Origin of the sequence: Gluconacetobacter dulcium (assembly GCF_014174165.1) — a bacterium.
GTDB lineage: Bacteria > Pseudomonadota > Alphaproteobacteria > Acetobacterales > Acetobacteraceae > Gluconacetobacter > Gluconacetobacter dulcium.
Genome location: NZ_JABEQN010000009.1, coordinates 94,300 through 112,949 on the forward strand (window position 1 = coordinate 94,300; position 18,650 = coordinate 112,949).

Genomic DNA, 18,650 nt, shown 5'->3' on the forward strand with positions numbered 1-18,650 from the left:
CATGAGGGCGGGGTTCGCGGAACAGGAATCTCACGGCCCGTGCTTCGCCCGGTAGGTGGTTGTCGGCGGAAGCGCCCATCCCTGGGGTGGTTTCCTGCCTCTCAGAGACAGGACGGCGCGTGGCGGAATGAATGCGCGGTTGTTCTGTGATGCCTGACAATAATAAAGAAAAAGATCTGGCTATGTATATGTCCTCTGGGTTTTCGTCATTGTCCCGTTTGCAGAAAGGTGGACGGGTTCTGTTGCCCGCTCTTGCCGGCGTGGTGTTCGTCATGCCTGCCCACGCGGCGCCGGGAGACGCCGAGATCGTGACCACCCGTAGTCAGCTTGCTCAGGCGACAGCGGGAACTGGTGCGACGGCTGCGACCCCGCCTGCGACCTCGATCGGTGCGGCAACGACACCGGCTCCGGCCGTCACGCCGGTCGTGCCGAGCCGGGATTCATTCTGGCATGCACCGCCCCAGCAATTGCCGCCGCAGACCAGCCGGCCGGAACTGTATGGCCAGCCGCAATCGCTGATGCTGCATCCGCTGACGCCGATTCAGTTGCATCAGGGGCCGTGGGGGGTGTTCAACGCGAATACCGGGGCGGCTTCCGGCTTCGGCACGGTGGGATATTACGCGGTGGCGCGTTGGGCCGAGGATTGGTCGAGCCTTCGCGACAAGCGCAATCGCCATGATTTTCTCGATCCGCTGAAATATATCGCGCTCAATGACAGTGGCTCGATCTACCTGACGCTGAGCGGCAATTTCCGGCATCACGGTTTCTGGGAGCAGCATCCCGCCCTGGGGGCGGTGGGGAAGAGCCATACCTATCTGTCCAACCTGCGAACCAATCTCGGCGCGGACCTGCATCTGGGCGAGCATGTGCGTTTCTATGGCGAACTGATGAGCGGCCAGGCGACCGGTGGCAACAAATTCGGCTATAATGCCCGCTGGCGGAACCGGGTCGATGCGCAGCAGGCATTCGTGGAAGTGCGTGGGCATATGCTGGGGGCGACGATGGGGGCCATGATCGGCCGCATGACGTTCCTTGACGTGCCGCCCAATATCTCGGCGGGCAGTGTCTATCCGTCCATTCCGTATTCATGGAACGGGTTGCGTGGCTACAGCGTCTGGAAACGGTTCCGCGTCGATCTGTTCGACCTGTCTCTGACCAACTACGAATATCGGGCGTTTCATGATCAGGTCGGATGGAAGACCCGGCTGTTTGGCGCCTATACGTCTTACGCGATCCCCGAATTCAAGACGTTCGGCAAAAAGAGCCAGATTTTCGTCGATACCTATTATCTCGGCTATCTGCTGGCCAGCAGCCCGATCACGGCGACGAAGGGCATTGTCGCGGGTTCGACGCATCGTGACACGCCGGGTATGCGCGTGTGGGGTAATGCCGGGCCGATCGAATTCTCCGCCGGCGGCATGTGGCAGGGGGGGAATTTCCAGGCGACGAAGAACGGCCCGACGCGGCCGGTGTCGGCCTATTCGTTCAATGCCTCGGTAGCGTGGCGGTTCGCGAACTGGTGGGGGCGGCCCGCGATCGGAATCCAGGCCGACGATATTTCGGGTGGGGATACCCGCAAGAGTGCGACCAGTACCTGGGGGACCTTCCTCTCGCCCTTCGTGCCCAGCGCGTACTATCTGGACCTGGCGCAGAACTTCAACCTGCAGAACGTGATTGATGTGGGACCGCTGGTGACGATGTCGCCCACCATCAATACGTCGCTGCTGCTGAGGGTGCCGGTGCTGTGGCGGAATTCGATCCACGATACGATCTATTTTCCCGGTGCCGTGAATTATGCCTATCGCCCGTCGGGCGGTTATAGCGGCGTGCTGCCCCAGGGGAGCTTCACCTGGCGGGCAACGCGACATGTGACCTTCAGCGTCGACGGGCAATATACGGCGCTGTCGCGTGGATTGCGGGATGCCGGTGCGAAGCCGGGCGCCTATTTCCAGACCAATCTGGAACTCACGTTCTGAATGGTGCAGGATTGCATGCCGCCGGGATGAGCCGGCGGCATGCTCGTGGGCCCGCGCGCCTGGCGGGCTCGATTCCCGAGAGCGGATCGACCTTACTCTTATGATAACGCAGCCGTGAGGTTCCTCTTGACGGGGAAGCTCTGGATGCCCGTTATCACAGGCATCGGGCCGGAAATGGCCCGCTGGAAGGAAAACGACTTATGGCATACGCAACGACCAACCCCTATACCGGCGAAGTGCTGGCCACGTTCCCGGATGCCACGGATAACGAGGTGCGTCAGGCGATTGACGACGCCCACGCGGCATTCTTGGACTGGCGCGACACGCCGTTTGCGACCCGTGCCGCCGTGATGACGAAGGCGGCCCAGATCCTGCGGGCCGAAGCCGATGATTTCGCGCGCCTGCTGACGCTGGAAATGGGCAAGCTGTTTGCCGAGGCCAAGGCCGAGGTCGAGCTGTCGGCGGCGATCTTCGATTATTATGCCGAGCATGCCGAGAGCCTGCTGGCGCCGGAGAAACTGCCGGTGTCGGACCCGCGCTCGGGCGATGCGGTGCTGGTGCATCAGCCGCTGGGCGTGCTGCTGGCGATCGAGCCGTGGAATTTCCCCTATTATCAGATCGCGCGCATCATCGCGCCGCAGCTTTCGGCCGGTAATACCGTGCTGCTGAAGCATGCCTCGAACGTGCCGCAGAGTGCGGCGATCTTCCAGACGCTGATGAAGCGTGCGGGCCTGCCGGACGGCGCGTTCCGCAACCTGTACCCCACCCGTGGGCAGGTCGAGATGATCCTGAACGATCCGCGCGTGTGCGGTGCGGCCCTGACGGGCTCGGAAGGGGCCGGCTCGGTGATCGCGTCGCAGGCCGGCAAGGCGCTGAAGAAGACGACCATGGAGCTTGGCGGCGCCGACGCCTTCGTGGTGCTGGAAGACGCCGATCTGGAGAAAACCGCGAAATGGGCGGTGTTCGGCCGGCACTGGAATGCCGGGCAGGTGTGCGTGTCGTCCAAGCGCGTGATCGTGGTCGATGCGGTCTATGACCGGTTCATGGAACTCTACACCGCCGGTGTGGCGGCGTTGAAGGCCGGCGACCCGATGGACCCCGAGACCACGCTGGCACCGCTGTCGTCGCAGGGGGCGGCCCAGGAGATCCGCGAGAACATCGCCAAGGCCGTGGCGCATGGCGCGACGGCAACCGAGGTCGGGCCCCGCGTGCCCGAGACCGGTGCCTTCGTGCAGCCGACGATCCTGACCGGCATGACGGGCGACAACCCTGCCCGCCTGTGGGAGTTCTTCGGCCCGGTGTCGATGATCTTCCGTGCCCGTGACGAGGCCGACGCGATTCGCATCGCCAACGACACGCCGTATGGACTGGGTGGCTCGGTCTTCACCAAGGACACCGCGCGCGGTGTCGAGGTGGCGAAGAAGATCCATACCGGCATGGTGTTCGTGAACCATCCGACGATGGTCAAGGCCGACCTGCCCTTTGGCGGCGTTGGGCGCTCGGGCTACGGCCGCGAGCTGATCGGGTTGGGAATCAAGGAGTTCGTCAACCACAAGCTGATCGACGTCGTCGATATCGACGCGCCGTTCTGATTGCCTGACCGGGGCGCCGGCCGGTCCTGCGGGATTGGCCGGCGATCCGTCGGATGGGGGGTTGCAATGCCCTTTCAGGCCCGTTATACGCTCGCCTCGTTGCCGGTGTAGCTCAGTTGGTAGAGCACGTCATTCGTAATGATGGGGTCGGGAGTTCGAATCTCTTCACCGGCACCACTTCAGTCTTCCGTCGATCGTTCCTGTCGGTCGTTGCTATGGGCTGGGTGGTTTGGCAGTGTGCCGCATGTCCCGTTTGTGGGGGCAGCCGCTGGTATTTTCCTTCACGATGAGCGAATGGGTTGCCTGATCGGCTGATGGCTGGGGCGACGATGCTCAAGAGATCGTTATCTCGGCGAGACGTTCCTGTCATTTTGTCCCCTCGTCCGAGTGTTATCCAAATATTCTGATTTTCCTGCGATGATCAGGGGCCTGCCGGGCGGGTCATGCGGTGGTCCGGCCGTTATTCGCGATGGAAATTCTCCCCCTCCGCCTGTCTTCCGGCTCTCGTCATGGCAGCAATATGCTGGATGACTATCGCCGATCCGATTTTGATTTATAGTACGGCGAGTCATGAGCGAGACGATGTCAGCGCGGACTTCACGCATGCTCCGTCGGGCCGCTTGGCCACGTCGGACAGCCGACCTGCGCCATGTCCGGACGATCGATGATCTGGTGGAATGTCCCGGATGCGGCCTGTTTCAGCGCCGCCCCCCGTTGCAGGCCGGCGAGTTGGCCGCCTGCTCGCGGTGTGGGCAGACGCTGGAGTGGCGGCGCCGGACCTCGCCGCTCCAGACGCCACTCGCTTTCTGCATCAGTTCCTGCGCGCTGTATCTGGCGGCTCTGGCGTCGTCCCTGATGACGCTGGACGTGTATGGGCGCGAACGTACGGTGGACCTGCTCACCGGCCCCATGGAACTGCTGCATGAGGGATGGGGGGAAGCCGGGCTCCTGGTCGGGCTGGTGACCATCGCGGCGCCGGCGGTGGTGATCGGGATGATGTTCGCCATCCTCTACGCCGCCAGCCGGCGGCAGATGCCTGACTGGGCGCCGCACCTGCTGATCTGGTACGAGAAGATGCGGCCCTGGTCGATGATCGAGGTCTATGTTCTGGGTATTTTCGTTGCCTATACCAAGCTGACGGATCTGGCCCATGTCGATGTCGGCCCCGCCGTCTATCTGATATCGGCCCTGATGCTGACCATGGCGGCCACGGATTCGACCCTCGATACCGAACGGATCTGGCGGCACCGGCGCGTGGATGCCATCACCCGGCAGGAGGATGGGGAGCGTGTGGCGGTCAGCCATGTGCATATCGACGAGATTCCGCTGCCGCCGGTCGATCATCTGGTGGCCTGCCCGTCCTGCGGGCTGGTGGGGGAACTGGGGGCGCCGGTCAGCAACCTGCGCTGCGTCGGTGTCTGTCCGCGCTGCGGCCACAAGGTCTGGCGACGGGCGCCCGACACGCTGGCGCGGACCAGCGCCTTTCTGCTGTCGGCCGTCATCTTCTATTTTCCGGCCAATCTCTACCCGGTCATGACCTTCTTCAAGATGGGCGGCGGAGGTGGCCATACGATCATCGAAGGGGCCATCGAACTGTGGCAAGACGGGATGATCCCGCTTTCCTTGCTGGTGTTCTTTGCCAGCATCCTGGTGCCGATGCTCAAGATCCTCAGTCTGAGTTGGATGGTGATCGGCACCTGGAGCGGGTCGTCCTTCGCGCTGGTCAAGCGCACGCGGCTGTTCCGCGTGGTGGATGTGATCGGCCGGTGGTCGATGATCGACGTCTTCATGGTGTCGATCCTGGTGGCGGTCGTCCGGTTCAATTCGCTGGCGAGCGTCACGGCCAATGCCGGGATGGTGGCCTTTGCCTCGGTGGTGGTGCTGACCCTGTTCGCGGCATGGAGCTTCGACCCCAGGGTGATGTGGGATGCGGCTGGCCTGAACGGGCCGTCGCTCGATGGCGTGGCGTCCGCCGCCGTGCGTGCGCGGACCGGCCGGCGCGCGGCAGAAACTGACAGGATGGAGCCGAGGCAGGCGTGACCGACGACCCCCAAGATCATTCCGACGATCGTGCCGCGGCTTCGCCGCCCGAGGCTTCGGCGCGCCGATATCGTTTCTCGATCGTCTGGCTGGTGCCGATCGTGGCGGTGGCCATCGCCGGCTATCTGGGCTGGCGCGGCATCATGGGGCGCGGCCCGGACATCACGATCATCTTCGACACGGCGGACGGGCTGACCAGCGGCCAGACCCAGGTGAAGAACAAGGCCGTGCCCCTGGGTACGGTGCAGGACGTGACGCTGACGCCCGATATGCGCCATGTCGAGGTGAAGGTGCGCATGAGCGCCAATGCATCGCCGATGCTGACGGACCACGCGCGCTTCTGGGTGGTGCGGCCGCGCCTGAACGGTGCCAGCGTCACCGGGCTCGAAACCCTGATGACCGGGGCCTATATTGCGATGGACCCGGGGGTGCCGGGGGGCGCCAGCGCAAGCAAATTCAAGGGATTGGAGGCGCCTCCGGGAATGCGCTCGGACCAGCCCGGCAACACTTATACGCTGATTAGCCCCTCGCTGGGGTCGATCGGACAAGGGGCGCCGGTCTTCTTCCGCGACATCGATGTGGGTGAGGTGCTGGGCTACACCATGCCGCCGGGAGGCGAGGGGCCGATCCTGATCCAGGTCTTTATCCGCAAGCCCTATGACAGCTATCTGCGCACCGATACGCGCTTTTGGAACGTGTCGGGCGTGCAGGTCGGGTTGGGTGCCGGCGGGCTGAAGGTGAAGCTGCAATCGATCCAGGCCCTGTTCTCGGGCGGGGTCGCGTTCGGCCTGCCGGACAAGCGGGAGGGGACCTCCGCGCCGACCGCGCCCAAGAATTCGGTCTTCCGGCTGTATGAGAGCAATGAGGCGGCGGATAATGCGGGCTATCGCGAGCGTGTGTCGCTGGTCACGTATCTGACCAGTTCGGTCTCGGGCCTGACGACCGGGGCGCAGGTGACGATGTTCGGCATTCAGGTGGGCACCGTGACCAGCGTGAAGTTGATGCTGGACCAGAAGGATGGGACCGCCCGGGTGCGGGTGGGGATGGAGATCCAGCCCGAGCGCATCCTGCCGTTGAGCGAAATTCATCGCGATACCATGAGTGCGACCATTCAGGCGTTGGTGGATAACGGGCTTCGGGCCTCGGTCGATAGTGCCAGCCTGCTGACCGGCGAATCGATGATCGGCCTGAATTTCGTCAAGAAGGCCACCCCGGCCGTCGTGACGACGGAGGGTACGGCGCTGGTCATCCCCAGCAAGGCCGGCGGCATGAGTGGCATCATGGATTCGCTTTCCACCGTTGCCGACAAGATCGCTGCGATGCCGTTGACCCAGGTGGGCGATAATCTGAACAACCTGCTGGCGCATTCCGACGCACGGATCAATTCGCCGGAAGTGAAGCAGGCCATCGTTGCGCTGCGCGATTCGCTGCGGAGCATCCAGGGGCTGGCGAGCGACGCCCGCACCGGCATGCATCCGCTGTTCCAGCGCCTGCCGCAGATGAGCGCGCAACTGGACAGCACCCTGAAGAATGCGAACAAGCTGATGGGGAGTTATGGCGGCGATACCGACTTCCACCGCGATCTGCAGCAGATGCTGGTGCAGCTCAACGAGGCCGCGCGGTCGCTGCGCTTCCTGACCGATTTCCTCAACCGCCATCCCTCGGCGCTGATTACGGGACGCTAGCCTATGAGACTGTCAGGGCATCCTTCCCGCCCGTTTGCCTCGCGCCGGGCGGTTCTGCTGGGGGCTGGCGGCCTGTTTGCCGTCGCCGCCGCCGGCCCGCTGGCCGCGTGTTCGTCGGACCCGAACCTCTATGCCCTCGTGCCGTGGCCCGGTGCCGCCCAGGCGGGTGGACCGGCGGTGATCGAGGTGCGGACGCCTTCGGTGGCGACGTCGCTGGACCGCGAGCGCATCGTGCGCAGCGAGGGCGATTATCGCCTGAAGACCGCGAGCGGCGATGCCTGGAGCGAGGCGCTGCCGAGCATGATAGGTCACGTACTGACTGCCGACCTTCAGCAGCGCCTGCCGGGCAGCACCATCTTCGCCCAGAACGACGCGGTGGCGACCACGGCGCTGGCGGTGGTCGAACTGACGCTGACACGCTTTTCACGCGATGCCAGCGGGCAGGCGGTGCTGGGCGGCAGTCTGGCTGTCCATTGGCTTGGGCATGACGGTGGGGCGTCGGACGTGCTGGCGCTGAACCTGCCGGTCGGCGGTTCGGGGACGGCCGGTCTGGTGGCGGCGCTGTGTGCGTTGCTGGGGCAGGTGGCGGATCGTGCGGCGGCGCATCTGCGGGCGCTTGGGCCTGTGGCGCCACCCGCCTGACGGTCAGGCCAGGGCGCTGCCCTGCACCCCGATTATTGAAAAACGATTGGGTTTCCAAAGGGCTTGGCCCTTTGGTGGGTCAAGGGCAAAGCCCTTGGAACGAAAAAGGGGCGCCTCGCAGCGCCCCTTTTCGTATCCGGATGGTCGGGTTGCCTAGAGCTTTTCGACCTGGCTGTATTCGAGATCGACCGGAGTCGAGCGGCCGAAGATCGAGACGCTGACCTTGAGGCGCGCCTTTTCCTCGTCCACTTCCTCGATCGTGCCGTTGAAGGAAGTGAACGGGCCGTCGGACACGCGCACCTGTTCGCCGATCTCGAAGGTGATGGAGGGGCGGGGACGCTCCACGCCTTCCTGCGCCTGCTTCATGATCCGCTCGGCTTCGGCCGCGGGGATCGGCGAGGGACGGGTCTTGGTGCCCAGGAAGCCGGTGACCTTGGGCGTGTCCTTGACCAGATGCCAAGCTTCGTCGGTCAGTTCCATGTTGACCAGCACGTAGCCGGGGAAGAACTTCCGCTCGGAACTGACCTTCTGGCCGCGACGGACCTCGACCACCTCTTCGGAGGGGACCAGGATGTCACCGAAATGGTCGGACAGACCCTTCTGAGCCGCCTGCTCCTTGATGTGCTGGGCGATCTTCTTTTCGAAGCCTGAATAGACGTGAACGACGTACCAACGTTTTGCCATGGTCGTTCCTCAGCCTCCCAGCCCAAAAAGTTCACGTACGCCCAGGCCGATGATCTGGTCGACGACAAAGAAGAAAACCGACGTCATGGTGGCCATTGCCAGCACGGCACCTGTCGTCACCAGCGTGGCGCGACGTGTGGGCCATGTGACCTTGCTCGCCTCGGCGCGGACATCTTGCACAAATTTCGCGGGACTGACCGACACGAAACACCCTTCTCGAACCACCACGCCGCTGTCCGGACCGGAGCGCGGACGAGGCCGGAAACACCCAAATACTGCATGTCGGGGGCACCGTCACGGTCCGGGCGGGAAAACTCCCGACCGGGGCGAGTGGCAGGGGTGGAGGGTCTCGAACCCACAACCTCCGGTTTTGGAGACCGGCGCTCTAGCCAATTGAGCTACACCCCTGCAAGCCGCCTGCGGCGCCGACCAACGGAATAGCGGAAAGCTGTTCCCCTGGCCACCCGTGCGAACCCGGCGCAGGCAGCGGAAAAAAGTATGCCCAGCGGGTAAAGTCAAGAGGGGGGAGGCGATTCGTTCTTCCCGGTGTTGATTCATGCCCTTGCGGGATGGCGGAGAGGGCTTGCCGGAGAGGCGGGTTCGGCGGTATGGAAGAGCCATATGGGCGGGCGTAGCATAGTGGTAATGCAGTAGCCTTCCAAGCTTCTGAGGAGGGTTCGATTCCCTTCGCCCGCTCCATTCTCCCGAATTCTCCGCGCATGATCCGATCGTCTTCCGTCAAGCCGCATCTGGTGCTGGCTGCCTGCTGCCTCAGCCTTTTTCTGGTGATGATGGACGTGACCATCGTCAACGTGGCGCTGCCGGCGATTCGCGCCGGGCTGGGGGGCGGACTGTCGACCCTGCAATGGGTGGTGGATGCCTACACGCTGGTGGTCGCGACGCTGCTGGTGCTGGCGGGATCGACCGCCGACTGGATCGGGCGGCGGCTGGTGTTCACTTCGGGAATCGTCGTCTTCTGCCTTGGCTCGCTTCTGTGCGGGCTGGCGGCCGGTGCGTGGGCGCTGGTGCTGGCGCGCGGGTTCCAGGGGCTGGGCGGGGCGATGCTGAATCCGGTGGCGCTTTCGATCATTGCCAATGTCTTCGTCGAGCCCGCGGCACGGGCGCGGGCGATCGGCGTGTGGGGCGCGATGTCGGGGCTGGCGCTGGCGCTGGGGCCGCTGATCGGCGGCATGTTGACGACGCTGGTGGGCTGGCGTGCCGTGTTTCTGGTCAATCTGCCTGTGGGGGCGTTGGCGCTGGTATTGAGCCTGCGGGTGATTCCCGAATCGCGGGCGGTTCATGTGCGGCCGATCGACCGGGCGGGGCAGGCGCTGGTGGCCCTGATCCTGGCGGCCGCGACCGCCGCCCTGATCGAAGCGCGGGATTATGGATGGGATGCGCCGGTGATTCGCGCGGGGCTGGCGATTGCGGCGGTGGGGCTGGTGGTGCTGTACCGGGTGGAACGGCGCAGCGCGCATCCGCTTCTGGACCTGCGGTTTTTTCGTGCGTTGCCTTTTTCCGGAGCGATCGTGATCGCGGTCTTCGCGTTTGCGATCTTCAGTTCGTTCCTGTTCCTGAACACGCTTTATCTTCAGGAATCGCGCGGCCTGTCCGCCATGCGGGCAGGGTTGTACACGCTGCCCTTCGCGCTGGGGGTCGTGGTGTGCGCGCCGCTGTCGGGGCGGCTGGTGGGGGCGCGTGGCGCGCGGTTGCCGCTGATGCTTTCGGCGTGCGGGCTTGGGAGTGGGGCGCTGCTGCTGACGGGGCTGACGCCGGCGACGCCGCCTGGGGTGCTGCTGCTCTCATACAGCCTTTGCGGCTGTGGCTTCGGGTTGTGCAACGCGCCGATCACCAACAGCGCCGTTTCGGGGATGCCGCGCGATCAGGCGGGGCTGGCGGCGGCACTGGCCTCGACCAGCCGGCAGGTCGGCGCGCTGTTGGGTGTGGCGCTGTCGGGGACGATGATGGGCGCGGTGCTGACCCGCGCGGCGGGGAGCGGCGCCGCGCTGGCGCTGGCGACGCACCGGATCTGGTGGCTGCTGGTGGCGCTCTCCTGCGCGGTGGGCGCGCTGGGGTTTTTCACGACCGGGGGACGGGCGCGGGCCAGTGCGCAGGCGGCGCGGGCGCTGTTCGACGATGCGCCCGCGCCTGTGCCCGTGGCGGGTTACAGGACCGACAGCACGCCGCCATCGACATAGAGCGTCTGGCCGTTGACGAAGGATGAGGCGTCCGAGGCCAGGAAGATGGCGGCGCCCTGGAGTTCCTCCACCTTGCCCCAGCGACCGGCGGGCGTGCGCTTCGTCAGCCAGGCGTTGAATTCCGGGTCTTCGACCAGGGCGCGGTTCAGGGGCGTTTCGAAATAGCCGGGGCCGATGGCGTTGATCTGCATGCCGTGGCGTGCCCAGTCGGCGCACATGCCGCGGGTGAGGTTCTTCACCGCGCCCTTGGTGGCGGTGTAGGGCGCGATGCCGGGGCGGGCCAGTTCGCACTGTACGCTGCCGATATTGATGATCTTGCCCATGCCGCGCGGGATCATGTGCCGGGCGACCGCCGTGCCGACGAAAAATACGCTGTCGAGATTGGTGCGGATGATCTCGGACCAGTCCTCGGGCGGGAAGGCGTCGAGCGGAGCGCGGCGCTGGATGCCGGCATTGTTGATCAGGATGCGGATCGGCCCGTCTTCGGCCTCGATCGCGCCGACTGCATCCTCGACCGCCTGGCGGTCGGTGACGTCGAAGGGGCGGGTCAGGATGGTGCGGGTGGCGCCCTGCGGCGTGGTGTCGCGCAGGCGGGCGGCGGCTTCCTCCAGCTTCGTCGCATCGCGCCCGTTCAGGATGACGTGAGCGCCGGCATCGGCCAGGCCGGCCGCGATGGCGTAGCCGATTCCACCACTGGAGCCGGTGACGAGGGCCAGCCGGCCGGTCAGGTCGAAAAGGGGCGAAGCGGGCATGGGTGTTTCCTTCTTTCCTGCTCGGATGCGTCCGTCGCTGGGCGGGCGCATCGTGCGTTTGATGATATATGTGGCTTTGGTCGCCGGGCGAGGTGACTATAAGCGCGTCGCGGATGGATAACGCACCAACGCGCGGAGTGGTCGCGATGCGCAGGGGCATGGGCGGAGATGGCAGGCAGGCGGATGACGGGCGAGGAAGCGACGGGCAGCGCGCGGCGGACGACGGAGCCCGACGCCGCGGCGGTCGTGGCGCGCGCCGGCGTGCGGCCGACCATCATCGACGTATCCGTGCGGGCCGGCGTGTCGCGGATGACGGTGTCGCGCGCGCTGCGCGCCCCGCATCTGGTGCGGCCCGATACGCGCGAGGCGATCGCGCGGGCGATCGACGAACTGGGCTATGTGCCTGATCGGGCGGCCGAGGCGCTTTCGACCCGGCGCAGCGGATTCGTCGGCCTCGTGGTGCCGACGCTGACCAATACCAATTTCGCCGATGCGGCACGCGGCCTGACCGACATCATCCGTCGGGAAGGTTATGAGTTGCTGATCGGGTATACCGACTATGACGAAAACGCAATGCTGAGGCATGTGCGGGACATGCTGGGGCGGCGGGCCGAGGCGCTGGTGCTGCCGGCGGGGCCGCGTGGGCCGGCGTTGCGGGCGCTGCTGGCGGGCGAGACGATTCCCATCGTGCAGATGGCGGGGCTGGTGGCCGACCCGGTGCACCCCATGGTCGGGTACTCCAACCACGAGGCCGGACGACTGGCCGCCCGCCACCTGATCGCGCTGGGCCATACCCGAATCGGGGTGCTGGCGGCGGAAGGCGACGGCCTGTCCTGCGACCATCGTGGCGGGAGGCGGCTGGAGGGTTTCGTGGAGGTGCTGCGCGAGGAGGGACTGGGGGAGGACCTGGTAGAGCGGATGGGCAAGCCGCCGGTCTCGTTTACCCAGGGTGGGCAGGCCATGGGTGCGCTGCTGGACCGGGCGCCGGACCTGCATGCCGTCTTCGCCGTGTCCGATCTGGTGGGCGTGGGGGCTTTGATGGAGTGCCGGCGCCGGGGTGTGCGGGTGCCGGAGGACGTGTCGCTGATGGGGTTTGGCGGGTTCGAGATCGGCGGCGCCGTGGTGCCCGCGCTGACGACGGTGGCGGTCGATTACCGTGCCATCGGCGAGCGGACGGGGACCATGGTACTGGACCTGCTGGCGGGCCGGCTCGACGTGCCGCGCATCGTCGATCTGGGCGTGACGCTGATGCAGCGCGAGACGACGGCCTTCCGCCCCGCGCTGCTCTCGGTGCCGGCCTGACGCGCGTGTTGCGCGTGGCGGATCAGCATGCTAGAGGCGCGCCATCGGCTTGGACTTCGTGCCGGGCCGTTGGCGCGCTGCAATGACCTAAAGACACTGGGATGGAAAGACCGACCGTGGTTTCGGGTGGAACGACAACAATACCGATCGCCTCCGTTGCCAATGGCCTGCCCGGTCGTTACGCGACGGCCCTCTACGATTTCGCCGCCGAACGCTGGCTGCTTGATGACGTGCTGGACCATGCGGCGGCGCTGCGGCGCCTGATCGCGGAAAGCGCCGAGCTGCGCGCCGTCCTGACGAATCGCACGCTGGATATCGCCGTGTCGACGAAGGCGCTGGACGCCGTGCTGGAAGCCCAGGGCTTCGGGTGGGTCATCCGCAATTTCGTCGGCGTGGTCGCCCGCAACCGCCGGCTGCCCCGCCTGGCTGAGATCCTGGACGCCGTGGCGGCGATCGCGGCGGCCCGCCGTGGCGAGGCCGTGGCCGAGATCGTCTCGGCCCAGCCGCTGACGGACGTGCAGCGCATACAGATTCAGGGCCGCCTCGCCGAGGCCGGCTATTCCAAGGTCAATATTCAGGAGCGCGTTGACGCGGCTCTGCTGGGCGGTCTGGTCGTGCGCGTCGGCGCCCGGCTTTATGACACCAGCCTCAATTCCCGCCTGACCCGCCTGCACCACGCCATGAAGGGAGCCGCGTGATGGAAATCCGTCCCGCTGAGATTTCGGATATCCTCAAGCAGCAGATCGCCTCGTTCGACACGAGTGCCGAGGTCGCCGAGACCGGCACGATCCTGTCGGTCGGCGACGGCATCGCCCGCGTCTATGGCTTGCAGAACGTGCAGGCCGGCGAGATGGTCGAGTTCCCGGCCTCCGGCCAGCAGGGCATGGCGCTGAACCTCGAGAACGACAATGTCGGCGTCGTGATCTTCGGCGACGACTCCGAGATGCGCGAAGGCGACACCGTTGCCCGCACAGGCAAGGTGGTCGAGGTTCCGACCGGCAAGGCCCTGCTGGGCCGCGTGGTCGATGGCCTGGGCAACCCGATCGACGGCAAGGGGCCGCTGGTCGGCGACGTGATCATGAAGCGCGCCGACATCAAGGCGCCCGGCATCATGCCGCGCCAGTCGGTCGGCGAGCCGATGCAGACCGGGATCAAGGCGATCGACGCCCTGGTGCCGATCGGGCGCGGGCAGCGCGAACTGGTCATCGGCGACCGCCAGACCGGCAAGACCGCCATCCTGATCGACACCATCGTCGCGCAGAAGCCGGTCAACGCGCTGGGCGACGACAAGAAGTCGCTGTACTGCATCTATGTCGCCATCGGGCAGAAGCGCTCGACCGTGGCGCAGCTTGTGCGCACGCTGGAAGAGGCCGGTGCGATGGAATATTCCATCGTCGTCGCCGCCACGGCGTCCGACCCGGCGCCGATGCAGTATCTGGCCCCGTACGCCGCCTGCGCCATGGGCGAGTATTTCCGCGACAACGGCATGCATGCGCTGATCGTCTATGACGATCTGTCCAAGCAGGCCGTGGCCTATCGCCAGATGTCGCTGCTGCTGCGCCGTCCGCCGGGCCGTGAAGCCTATCCGGGCGACGTGTTCTACCTGCATTCGCGCCTGCTGGAACGCGCGGCGAAGATGTCGGACGAATATGGCGCGGGTTCGCTGACGGCGCTGCCGGTCATCGAGACGCAGGCCGGCGACGTGGCGGCCTACATTCCGACCAACGTGATCTCGATCACCGACGGCCAGGTGTTCCTGGAGACCGACCTGTTCTATCGCGGCATCCGTCCGGCGGTGAACGTGGGCGGCTCGGTGTCGCGCGTCGGTTCGGCCGCGCAGATCAAGGCGATGAAGCAGGTTGCCGGCAAGATCAAGCTGGAGCTGGCGCAGTATCGTGAAATGGCGGCGTTCTCGCAGTTCGCCTCGGACCTCGATCCGGCGACGCAGAAGCAGCTTGCCCGTGGTGCGCGTCTGGTCGAACTGCTGAAGCAGCCCGAGACCTCGCCGCTGCCGGTCGAGGAGCAGGTGTGCGTGCTGTTTGCCGGCACGCGCGGCTTCATCGACAATGTGCCGGTGGAGAAGGTGACGGCCTTCGAGCGCCAGTTTCGGACCGAGCTGCATGCGGCTGGCCAGGACATCCTGGAGTCGATCCGTACCGAGCGGCAGATCACCAAGGACAACGAGGTCCGTCTGACCGACTTCCTGACGGCCTTCAGCCGTCAGTTCGCCGGCTGAAGGCGGACAGGCACCCATGGCATCCCTGAAGGACCTTCGCGCGCGGATCGGCAGCGTCAAATCGACGCGGAAGATTACCAGCGCCATGAAGATGGTGGCGGCGGCCAAGCTGCGCCGGGCCCAGACCCGCGCCGAAGCCGCCCGCCCCTATGCGGCGGCGATGCGCCGGATGCTGGCTGAACTGGGTGCCGGCACGCGCGGCCAGAGCGGCCTGCCGACCCTGCTGGCCGGCACGGGCAACGACCGGGTTCACCTGCTGATCCCGATCACCAGCGACCGTGGGCTGGCGGGTGGCTTCAACGCCAACGTCAACCGCAAGACGCGCGACCTGATCGGCCAGTTGCAGGCCGAGGGCAAGACCGTTCGCCTGCTGCCGGTCGGCCGCAAGGGCGGCGATTATCTGATGCGCGAATTCTCCGACCTGATCCTGGATAAAATCCATGGATCGGGCGGCAAGGAGATTCCGTTCTCGGCCGCTGCCGAACTGGGCGAGCGGATCGCCGCGATGGCGGAGAAGGGCGAATTCGACGTTTGCACGCTGGTGTATAACCGCTTCCAGAACGTGATGTCGCAGACGCCCACCACGATGCAGCTGATTCCGCTGGCGCTGCCGGCGAATGACGTGGCGGCCTCGGCCGACGCGCCGGTTTACGAATTCGAGCCGGGCGAGGAAGAGCTGCTGTCCAGCCTGCTGCCGCGCAACCTCCAGGTGCAGATCTATGCGACGCTGCTGGAGAGTGCCGCGGGCGAGCAGGGCGCACGCATGACGGCGATGGACAATGCCACGCGCAACGCGGGCAAAGCCATCGACCGGCTGACGCTGAAATACAACCGTACCCGCCAGACCAACATCACCAACGAACTGATCGAGATCATCTCGGGCGCCCAGGCGCTCTGAGCAACGATCCGCTTCCCTCGCCGCAGGAGCTGACCCCATGTCGGAAACCAAAGTGAATGAGGCTCCTGCCGCCACGCAGGGCCAGTCCAGCAACATCGTCGGCCGCGTGACGCAGGTGCGCGGCGCCGTTGTGGACGTGCAGTTCGAAGGCACGCTGCCGCATATTCTCGACGCGCTGCATGTCACCTTCAACGGCCAGACGGTCGTGCTGGAAGTGGCGCAGGAAATCGGCGAGCACGAAGTGCGCTGCATCGCCATGGACTCGACCGACGGGCTGACCCGTGGCGCCGAGGTCGTGGCGACGGGCAACCAGATCACGGTGCCGGTCGGCCCCGGCACGCTGGGCCGCATCCTGAACGTGATCGGCGAGCCGATCGACGAGCGTGGCCCGGTGCCCGCGACCAAGCGCTACCCGATCCATCGCAAGGCGCCGTCGTTCGAAGAGCAGGCGGCCGCGACCGAGATCCTGGTCACGGGCATCAAGGTCGTCGACCTGCTGTGCCCGTACCTGAAGGGCGGCAAGATCGGCCTGTTCGGCGGCGCCGGCGTGGGCAAGACCGTCATCATCCAGGAACTGATCAACAACATCGCCAAGGCGCATGGCGGCGTGTCGGTGTTTGCCGGCGTCGGCGAGCGGACCCGCGAGGGCAACGACCTGTATTACGAAATGCAGGACGCGGGCGTGATCAAGCTGGGCGAGAACACCACCGAGGGTTCCAAGGTGGCGCTGGTCTATGGCCAGATGAACGAGCCGCCGGGCGCGCGTGCGCGCATCGCGCTGTCGGGCCTGTCGCTGGCCGAGTATTTCCGTGACGAGGAAGGGCAGGACGTTCTGTTCTTCGTCGACAACATCTTCCGTTTCACGCAGGCGGGTGCCGAGGTTTCGGCGCTGCTGGGCCGTATCCCCTCCGCCGTGGGCTACCAGCCGACGCTGGCGACCGAGATGGGCGCGCTTCAGGAGCGCATCACCTCGACCAAGAAGGGCTCGATCACCTCGGTGCAGGCCGTTTACGTGCCGGCCGACGATCTGACCGATCCGGCGCCTGCCGCGACCTTCGCGCATCTGGACGCCACGACGGTGCTGAACCGTTCGATCGCGGAAATGGGCATCTATCCGGCCGTCGATCCGCTGGATTCGACCTCGCGTTCGCTGGACCCGAAGATCGTCGGCGAAGAGCATTATCAGGTGGCGCGCGACGTGCAGCGCATCCTGCAGACCTACAAGTCTTTGCAGGACATCATCGCCATTCTGGGCATGGACGAGCTGTCGGAAGACGACAAGCAACTGGTGGCGCGTGCGCGCCGCATCCAGCGCTTCCTGTCGCAGCCCTTCCATGTGGCCGAAGTCTTTACCGGCGCGCCGGGCAAGCTGGTTTCGCTGGAAGACACCGTGCGGTCGTTCAAGGCGATCGTGGCCGGCGAGTATGACCACCTGCCCGAAGGTGCGTTCTACATGGTCGGCTCGATCGAAGAAGCGGTCGCGAAGGCCGAGAAGATGAAGGAATCGGCCTGAACGGCCGGCTCCCGCGCAAGGAAGACAGCCCATGTCGATTGAGGTCGAGATCGTCAGTCCCGAGAAGGTTCTCTTCTCGCGCGCTGTCGAGATGGCGGTGATTCCGGGCCTGGAGGGCGATATCGCCGCCATGCCCGATCGCGCGCCGATGATGCTGCTGCTGCGCGGCGGTGTGGTCGAACTGTATGAAAATGGCGTGGTGACGGAACGGTTTTTCGTCGCCGGCGGGTTTGCCGACATGACGGCGACCCGCTGCACCATTCTGGCCGATCAGGCGACGGCGCTGGCCGACCTGTCGGTGGCCGATGCGCAGAAGCGGCTTGCCGGGCTGGAGGCATCTTACGACGCCGCCGACAAGATGAACGTGCCGGCGCTGGACCTGCTGATGGCGAAGATGCAGTCCGCGCGGGCTGAAATCGAAGCCGCCGGCGGCGAGGCCGTGAAGGCCGCCTGAGACTTTCGGCCGCAGACTGGTTTCATGTGGAACGCCCCCGGCTCCTGCGAGTCGGGGGCGTTTTGCGTTCTTGGCCGATCTGTTCAGGAGCCTTTATCGCCGCGCGTTGCGAGGCTCCTGAACGGATAAAAGTCTTTTTGCTTCTTTTTCTTCAGAAAAAGAAGGCTCTCAACCGCGCCCGCGATAGCCCGGCACGCCCTGGTCGGGAATCCACACATCGGCCGGCGGGGCGCCGGTCTGCCAGAACACGTCGATGGGCATGCCGCCGCGCGGATACCAGTAGGCGCCGATGCGCAGCCAGACCGGGGATAGCAGATCGACCAGCGTGGTGGCGATCTGGACCGAGCAGGCCTCGTGGAACGCGCCGTGGTTGCGGAAGCTGGTCAGGAACAGCTTGAGCGACTTGCTCTCCACGATCCACTGGTCGGGCACGTAGTCGATGACCAGGTGCGCGAAATCCGGCTGGCCGGTGACGGGGCAGAGCGACGTGAATTCCGGCGCGGTGAAGCGGACGAGGTAACGCCGGTCGCGATGGGGGGCGGGGACGCGCTCCAGCGTCGCGTCCTCGGGGCTGGCGGGCTGGGCGGCGGCGCGGCCCAGTTGCGTGAGGGCCTGGGTGCCGTCGTCGGGCGGGGTGGATGCGCTCACGTTCCGTGATCCTTGCTGCGGGGCTGTGGA

At 65.7% G+C, this 18,650-nt stretch carries 16 protein-coding genes and 3 tRNA genes; 14 read left to right on the forward strand and 5 right to left on the reverse strand.

The genetic code is table 11. The features are described 5' to 3' along the window. Positions 1 to 182: 182 nt before the first annotated feature. The 6 genes from HLH25_RS09295 (at position 183) to HLH25_RS09320 (ending at position 7,935) form a co-directional block, all read left to right on the forward strand. On the forward strand, positions 183 to 1,976 hold the full coding sequence (locus HLH25_RS09295; RefSeq protein ID WP_375288967.1) for an alginate export family protein: 1,794 nt from the start codon (positions 183 to 185) through the stop codon (positions 1,974 to 1,976). Between the two features lie 200 nt (positions 1,977 to 2,176). Continuing rightward, positions 2,177 to 3,568: an NAD-dependent succinate-semialdehyde dehydrogenase gene (locus HLH25_RS09300; protein ID WP_182973800.1), complete on the forward strand. Its 1,392-nt coding sequence runs from the start codon at positions 2,177 to 2,179 to the stop codon at positions 3,566 to 3,568. 101 nt (positions 3,569 to 3,669) lie between these two features. Continuing rightward, positions 3,670 to 3,745, forward strand: a tRNA-Thr gene (locus HLH25_RS09305). Between the two features lie 426 nt (positions 3,746 to 4,171). Next, positions 4,172 to 5,608, forward strand: coding sequence for a paraquat-inducible protein A (locus HLH25_RS09310; RefSeq protein ID WP_246401822.1), 1,437 nt, complete (start codon positions 4,172 to 4,174; stop codon positions 5,606 to 5,608). After that, on the forward strand, positions 5,605 to 7,293 hold the full coding sequence (locus HLH25_RS09315) for a PqiB family protein (RefSeq protein ID WP_182973802.1): 1,689 nt from the start codon (positions 5,605 to 5,607) through the stop codon (positions 7,291 to 7,293). Before HLH25_RS09310 ends, HLH25_RS09315 begins: the two co-directional genes overlap by 4 nt. Positions 7,294 to 7,296: 3 nt before the next feature. After that, entirely contained in the window at positions 7,297 to 7,935 is a 639-nt protein-coding gene (locus HLH25_RS09320) for a PqiC family protein (protein WP_182973803.1), read from the forward strand. 153 nt (positions 7,936 to 8,088) lie between these two features. Here the strand turns inward: HLH25_RS09320 and nusG are convergent, their stop codons facing one another. The 3 genes from nusG to HLH25_RS09335 form a co-directional block, all read right to left on the reverse strand. After that, on the reverse strand, positions 8,089 to 8,619 hold the full coding sequence (nusG, locus tag HLH25_RS09325) for a transcription termination/antitermination protein NusG (RefSeq protein WP_114729055.1): 531 nt from the start codon (positions 8,617 to 8,619) through the stop codon (positions 8,089 to 8,091). A gap of 9 nt (positions 8,620 to 8,628) precedes the next feature. Continuing rightward, on the reverse strand, positions 8,629 to 8,823 hold the full coding sequence (gene secE / locus HLH25_RS09330; RefSeq protein ID WP_114729053.1) for a preprotein translocase subunit SecE: 195 nt from the start codon (positions 8,821 to 8,823) through the stop codon (positions 8,629 to 8,631). 127 nt (positions 8,824 to 8,950) lie between these two features. Beyond that, positions 8,951 to 9,027 (reverse strand) — tRNA-Trp (locus HLH25_RS09335). Between the two features lie 217 nt (positions 9,028 to 9,244). Here HLH25_RS09335 and HLH25_RS09340 point away from each other — a divergent pair. Then, positions 9,245 to 9,318: transfer RNA gene (locus HLH25_RS09340), tRNA-Gly, on the forward strand. Positions 9,319 to 9,338: 20 nt separating this feature from the next. Continuing rightward, complete coding sequence (locus HLH25_RS09345) at positions 9,339 to 10,817, forward strand: MFS transporter (RefSeq protein ID WP_182973804.1); 1,479 nt, start codon at positions 9,339 to 9,341, stop codon at positions 10,815 to 10,817. On the opposite strand, the gene HLH25_RS09350 is transcribed toward HLH25_RS09345, so the two are convergent. Next, positions 10,784 to 11,569, reverse strand: coding sequence for an SDR family oxidoreductase (locus HLH25_RS09350; RefSeq protein ID WP_182973805.1), 786 nt, complete (start codon positions 11,567 to 11,569; stop codon positions 10,784 to 10,786). The genes HLH25_RS09345 and HLH25_RS09350 overlap by 34 nt on opposite strands. 168 nt (positions 11,570 to 11,737) lie before the next feature. Between HLH25_RS09350 and HLH25_RS09355 the strand changes: the two genes are divergently transcribed. The 6 genes from HLH25_RS09355 (at position 11,738) to atpC (ending at position 17,972) form a co-directional block, all read left to right on the forward strand. Then, positions 11,738 to 12,871: a LacI family DNA-binding transcriptional regulator gene (locus tag HLH25_RS09355; RefSeq protein ID WP_246401824.1), complete on the forward strand. Its 1,134-nt coding sequence runs from the start codon at positions 11,738 to 11,740 to the stop codon at positions 12,869 to 12,871. A 101-nt stretch (positions 12,872 to 12,972) separates the two neighbouring features. Beyond that, positions 12,973 to 13,569 carry an ATP synthase F1 subunit delta gene (atpH, locus tag HLH25_RS09360; protein ID WP_114729045.1) on the forward strand — a complete coding sequence of 199 codons (597 nt, stop codon included), beginning with the start codon at positions 12,973 to 12,975 and terminating at the stop codon, positions 13,567 to 13,569. Further along, positions 13,569 to 15,107: a F0F1 ATP synthase subunit alpha gene (gene atpA, locus HLH25_RS09365; protein ID WP_182973806.1), complete on the forward strand. Its 1,539-nt coding sequence runs from the start codon at positions 13,569 to 13,571 to the stop codon at positions 15,105 to 15,107. The genes atpH and atpA overlap by 1 nt, the downstream gene beginning before the upstream one ends. A 16-nt stretch (positions 15,108 to 15,123) precedes the next feature. Continuing rightward, complete coding sequence (locus HLH25_RS09370; RefSeq protein WP_182973807.1) at positions 15,124 to 16,005, forward strand: F0F1 ATP synthase subunit gamma; 882 nt, start codon at positions 15,124 to 15,126, stop codon at positions 16,003 to 16,005. Positions 16,006 to 16,042: 37 nt separating this feature from the next. Next, positions 16,043 to 17,518: a F0F1 ATP synthase subunit beta gene (atpD, locus tag HLH25_RS09375; RefSeq protein WP_182973808.1), complete on the forward strand. Its 1,476-nt coding sequence runs from the start codon at positions 16,043 to 16,045 to the stop codon at positions 17,516 to 17,518. Positions 17,519 to 17,549: 31 nt separating this feature from the next. After that, complete coding sequence (atpC, locus tag HLH25_RS09380; RefSeq protein WP_114729037.1) at positions 17,550 to 17,972, forward strand: ATP synthase F1 subunit epsilon; 423 nt, start codon at positions 17,550 to 17,552, stop codon at positions 17,970 to 17,972. Positions 17,973 to 18,140: 168 nt separating this feature from the next. On the opposite strand, the gene queF is transcribed toward atpC, so the two are convergent. After that, on the reverse strand, positions 18,141 to 18,620 hold the full coding sequence (gene queF, locus HLH25_RS09385) for a preQ(1) synthase (protein WP_310889081.1): 480 nt from the start codon (positions 18,618 to 18,620) through the stop codon (positions 18,141 to 18,143). Between the last annotated feature and the right edge of the window lie 30 nt (positions 18,621 to 18,650).

What these genes read in the sequence shown, in the direction of transcription:
- HLH25_RS09295 (WP_375288967.1), top strand. Translation starts at nt 183, where the DNA reads ATGTATATGTCCTCTGGGTTTTCGTCATTGTCCCGTTTGCAGAAAGGT.
- HLH25_RS09300 (WP_182973800.1), top strand. Translation starts at nt 2,177, where the DNA reads ATGGCATACGCAACGACCAACCCCTATACCGGCGAAGTGCTGGCCACG.
- HLH25_RS09310 (WP_246401822.1), top strand. Translation starts at nt 4,172, where the DNA reads ATGCTCCGTCGGGCCGCTTGGCCACGTCGGACAGCCGACCTGCGCCAT.
- HLH25_RS09320 (WP_182973803.1), top strand. Translation starts at nt 7,297, where the DNA reads ATGAGACTGTCAGGGCATCCTTCCCGCCCGTTTGCCTCGCGCCGGGCG.
- nusG (WP_114729055.1), bottom strand. Translation starts at nt 8,619, where the DNA reads ATGGCAAAACGTTGGTACGTCGTTCACGTCTATTCAGGCTTCGAAAAG.
- HLH25_RS09345 (WP_182973804.1), top strand. Translation starts at nt 9,339, where the DNA reads ATGATCCGATCGTCTTCCGTCAAGCCGCATCTGGTGCTGGCTGCCTGC.
- HLH25_RS09350 (WP_182973805.1), bottom strand. Translation starts at nt 11,569, where the DNA reads ATGCCCGCTTCGCCCCTTTTCGACCTGACCGGCCGGCTGGCCCTCGTC.
- HLH25_RS09355 (WP_246401824.1), top strand. Translation starts at nt 11,738, where the DNA reads ATGGCAGGCAGGCGGATGACGGGCGAGGAAGCGACGGGCAGCGCGCGG.
- atpH (WP_114729045.1), top strand. Translation starts at nt 12,973, where the DNA reads ATGGAAAGACCGACCGTGGTTTCGGGTGGAACGACAACAATACCGATC.
- atpA (WP_182973806.1), top strand. Translation starts at nt 13,569, where the DNA reads ATGGAAATCCGTCCCGCTGAGATTTCGGATATCCTCAAGCAGCAGATC.
- HLH25_RS09370 (WP_182973807.1), top strand. Translation starts at nt 15,124, where the DNA reads ATGGCATCCCTGAAGGACCTTCGCGCGCGGATCGGCAGCGTCAAATCG.
- atpD (WP_182973808.1), top strand. Translation starts at nt 16,043, where the DNA reads ATGTCGGAAACCAAAGTGAATGAGGCTCCTGCCGCCACGCAGGGCCAG.
- atpC (WP_114729037.1), top strand. Translation starts at nt 17,550, where the DNA reads ATGTCGATTGAGGTCGAGATCGTCAGTCCCGAGAAGGTTCTCTTCTCG.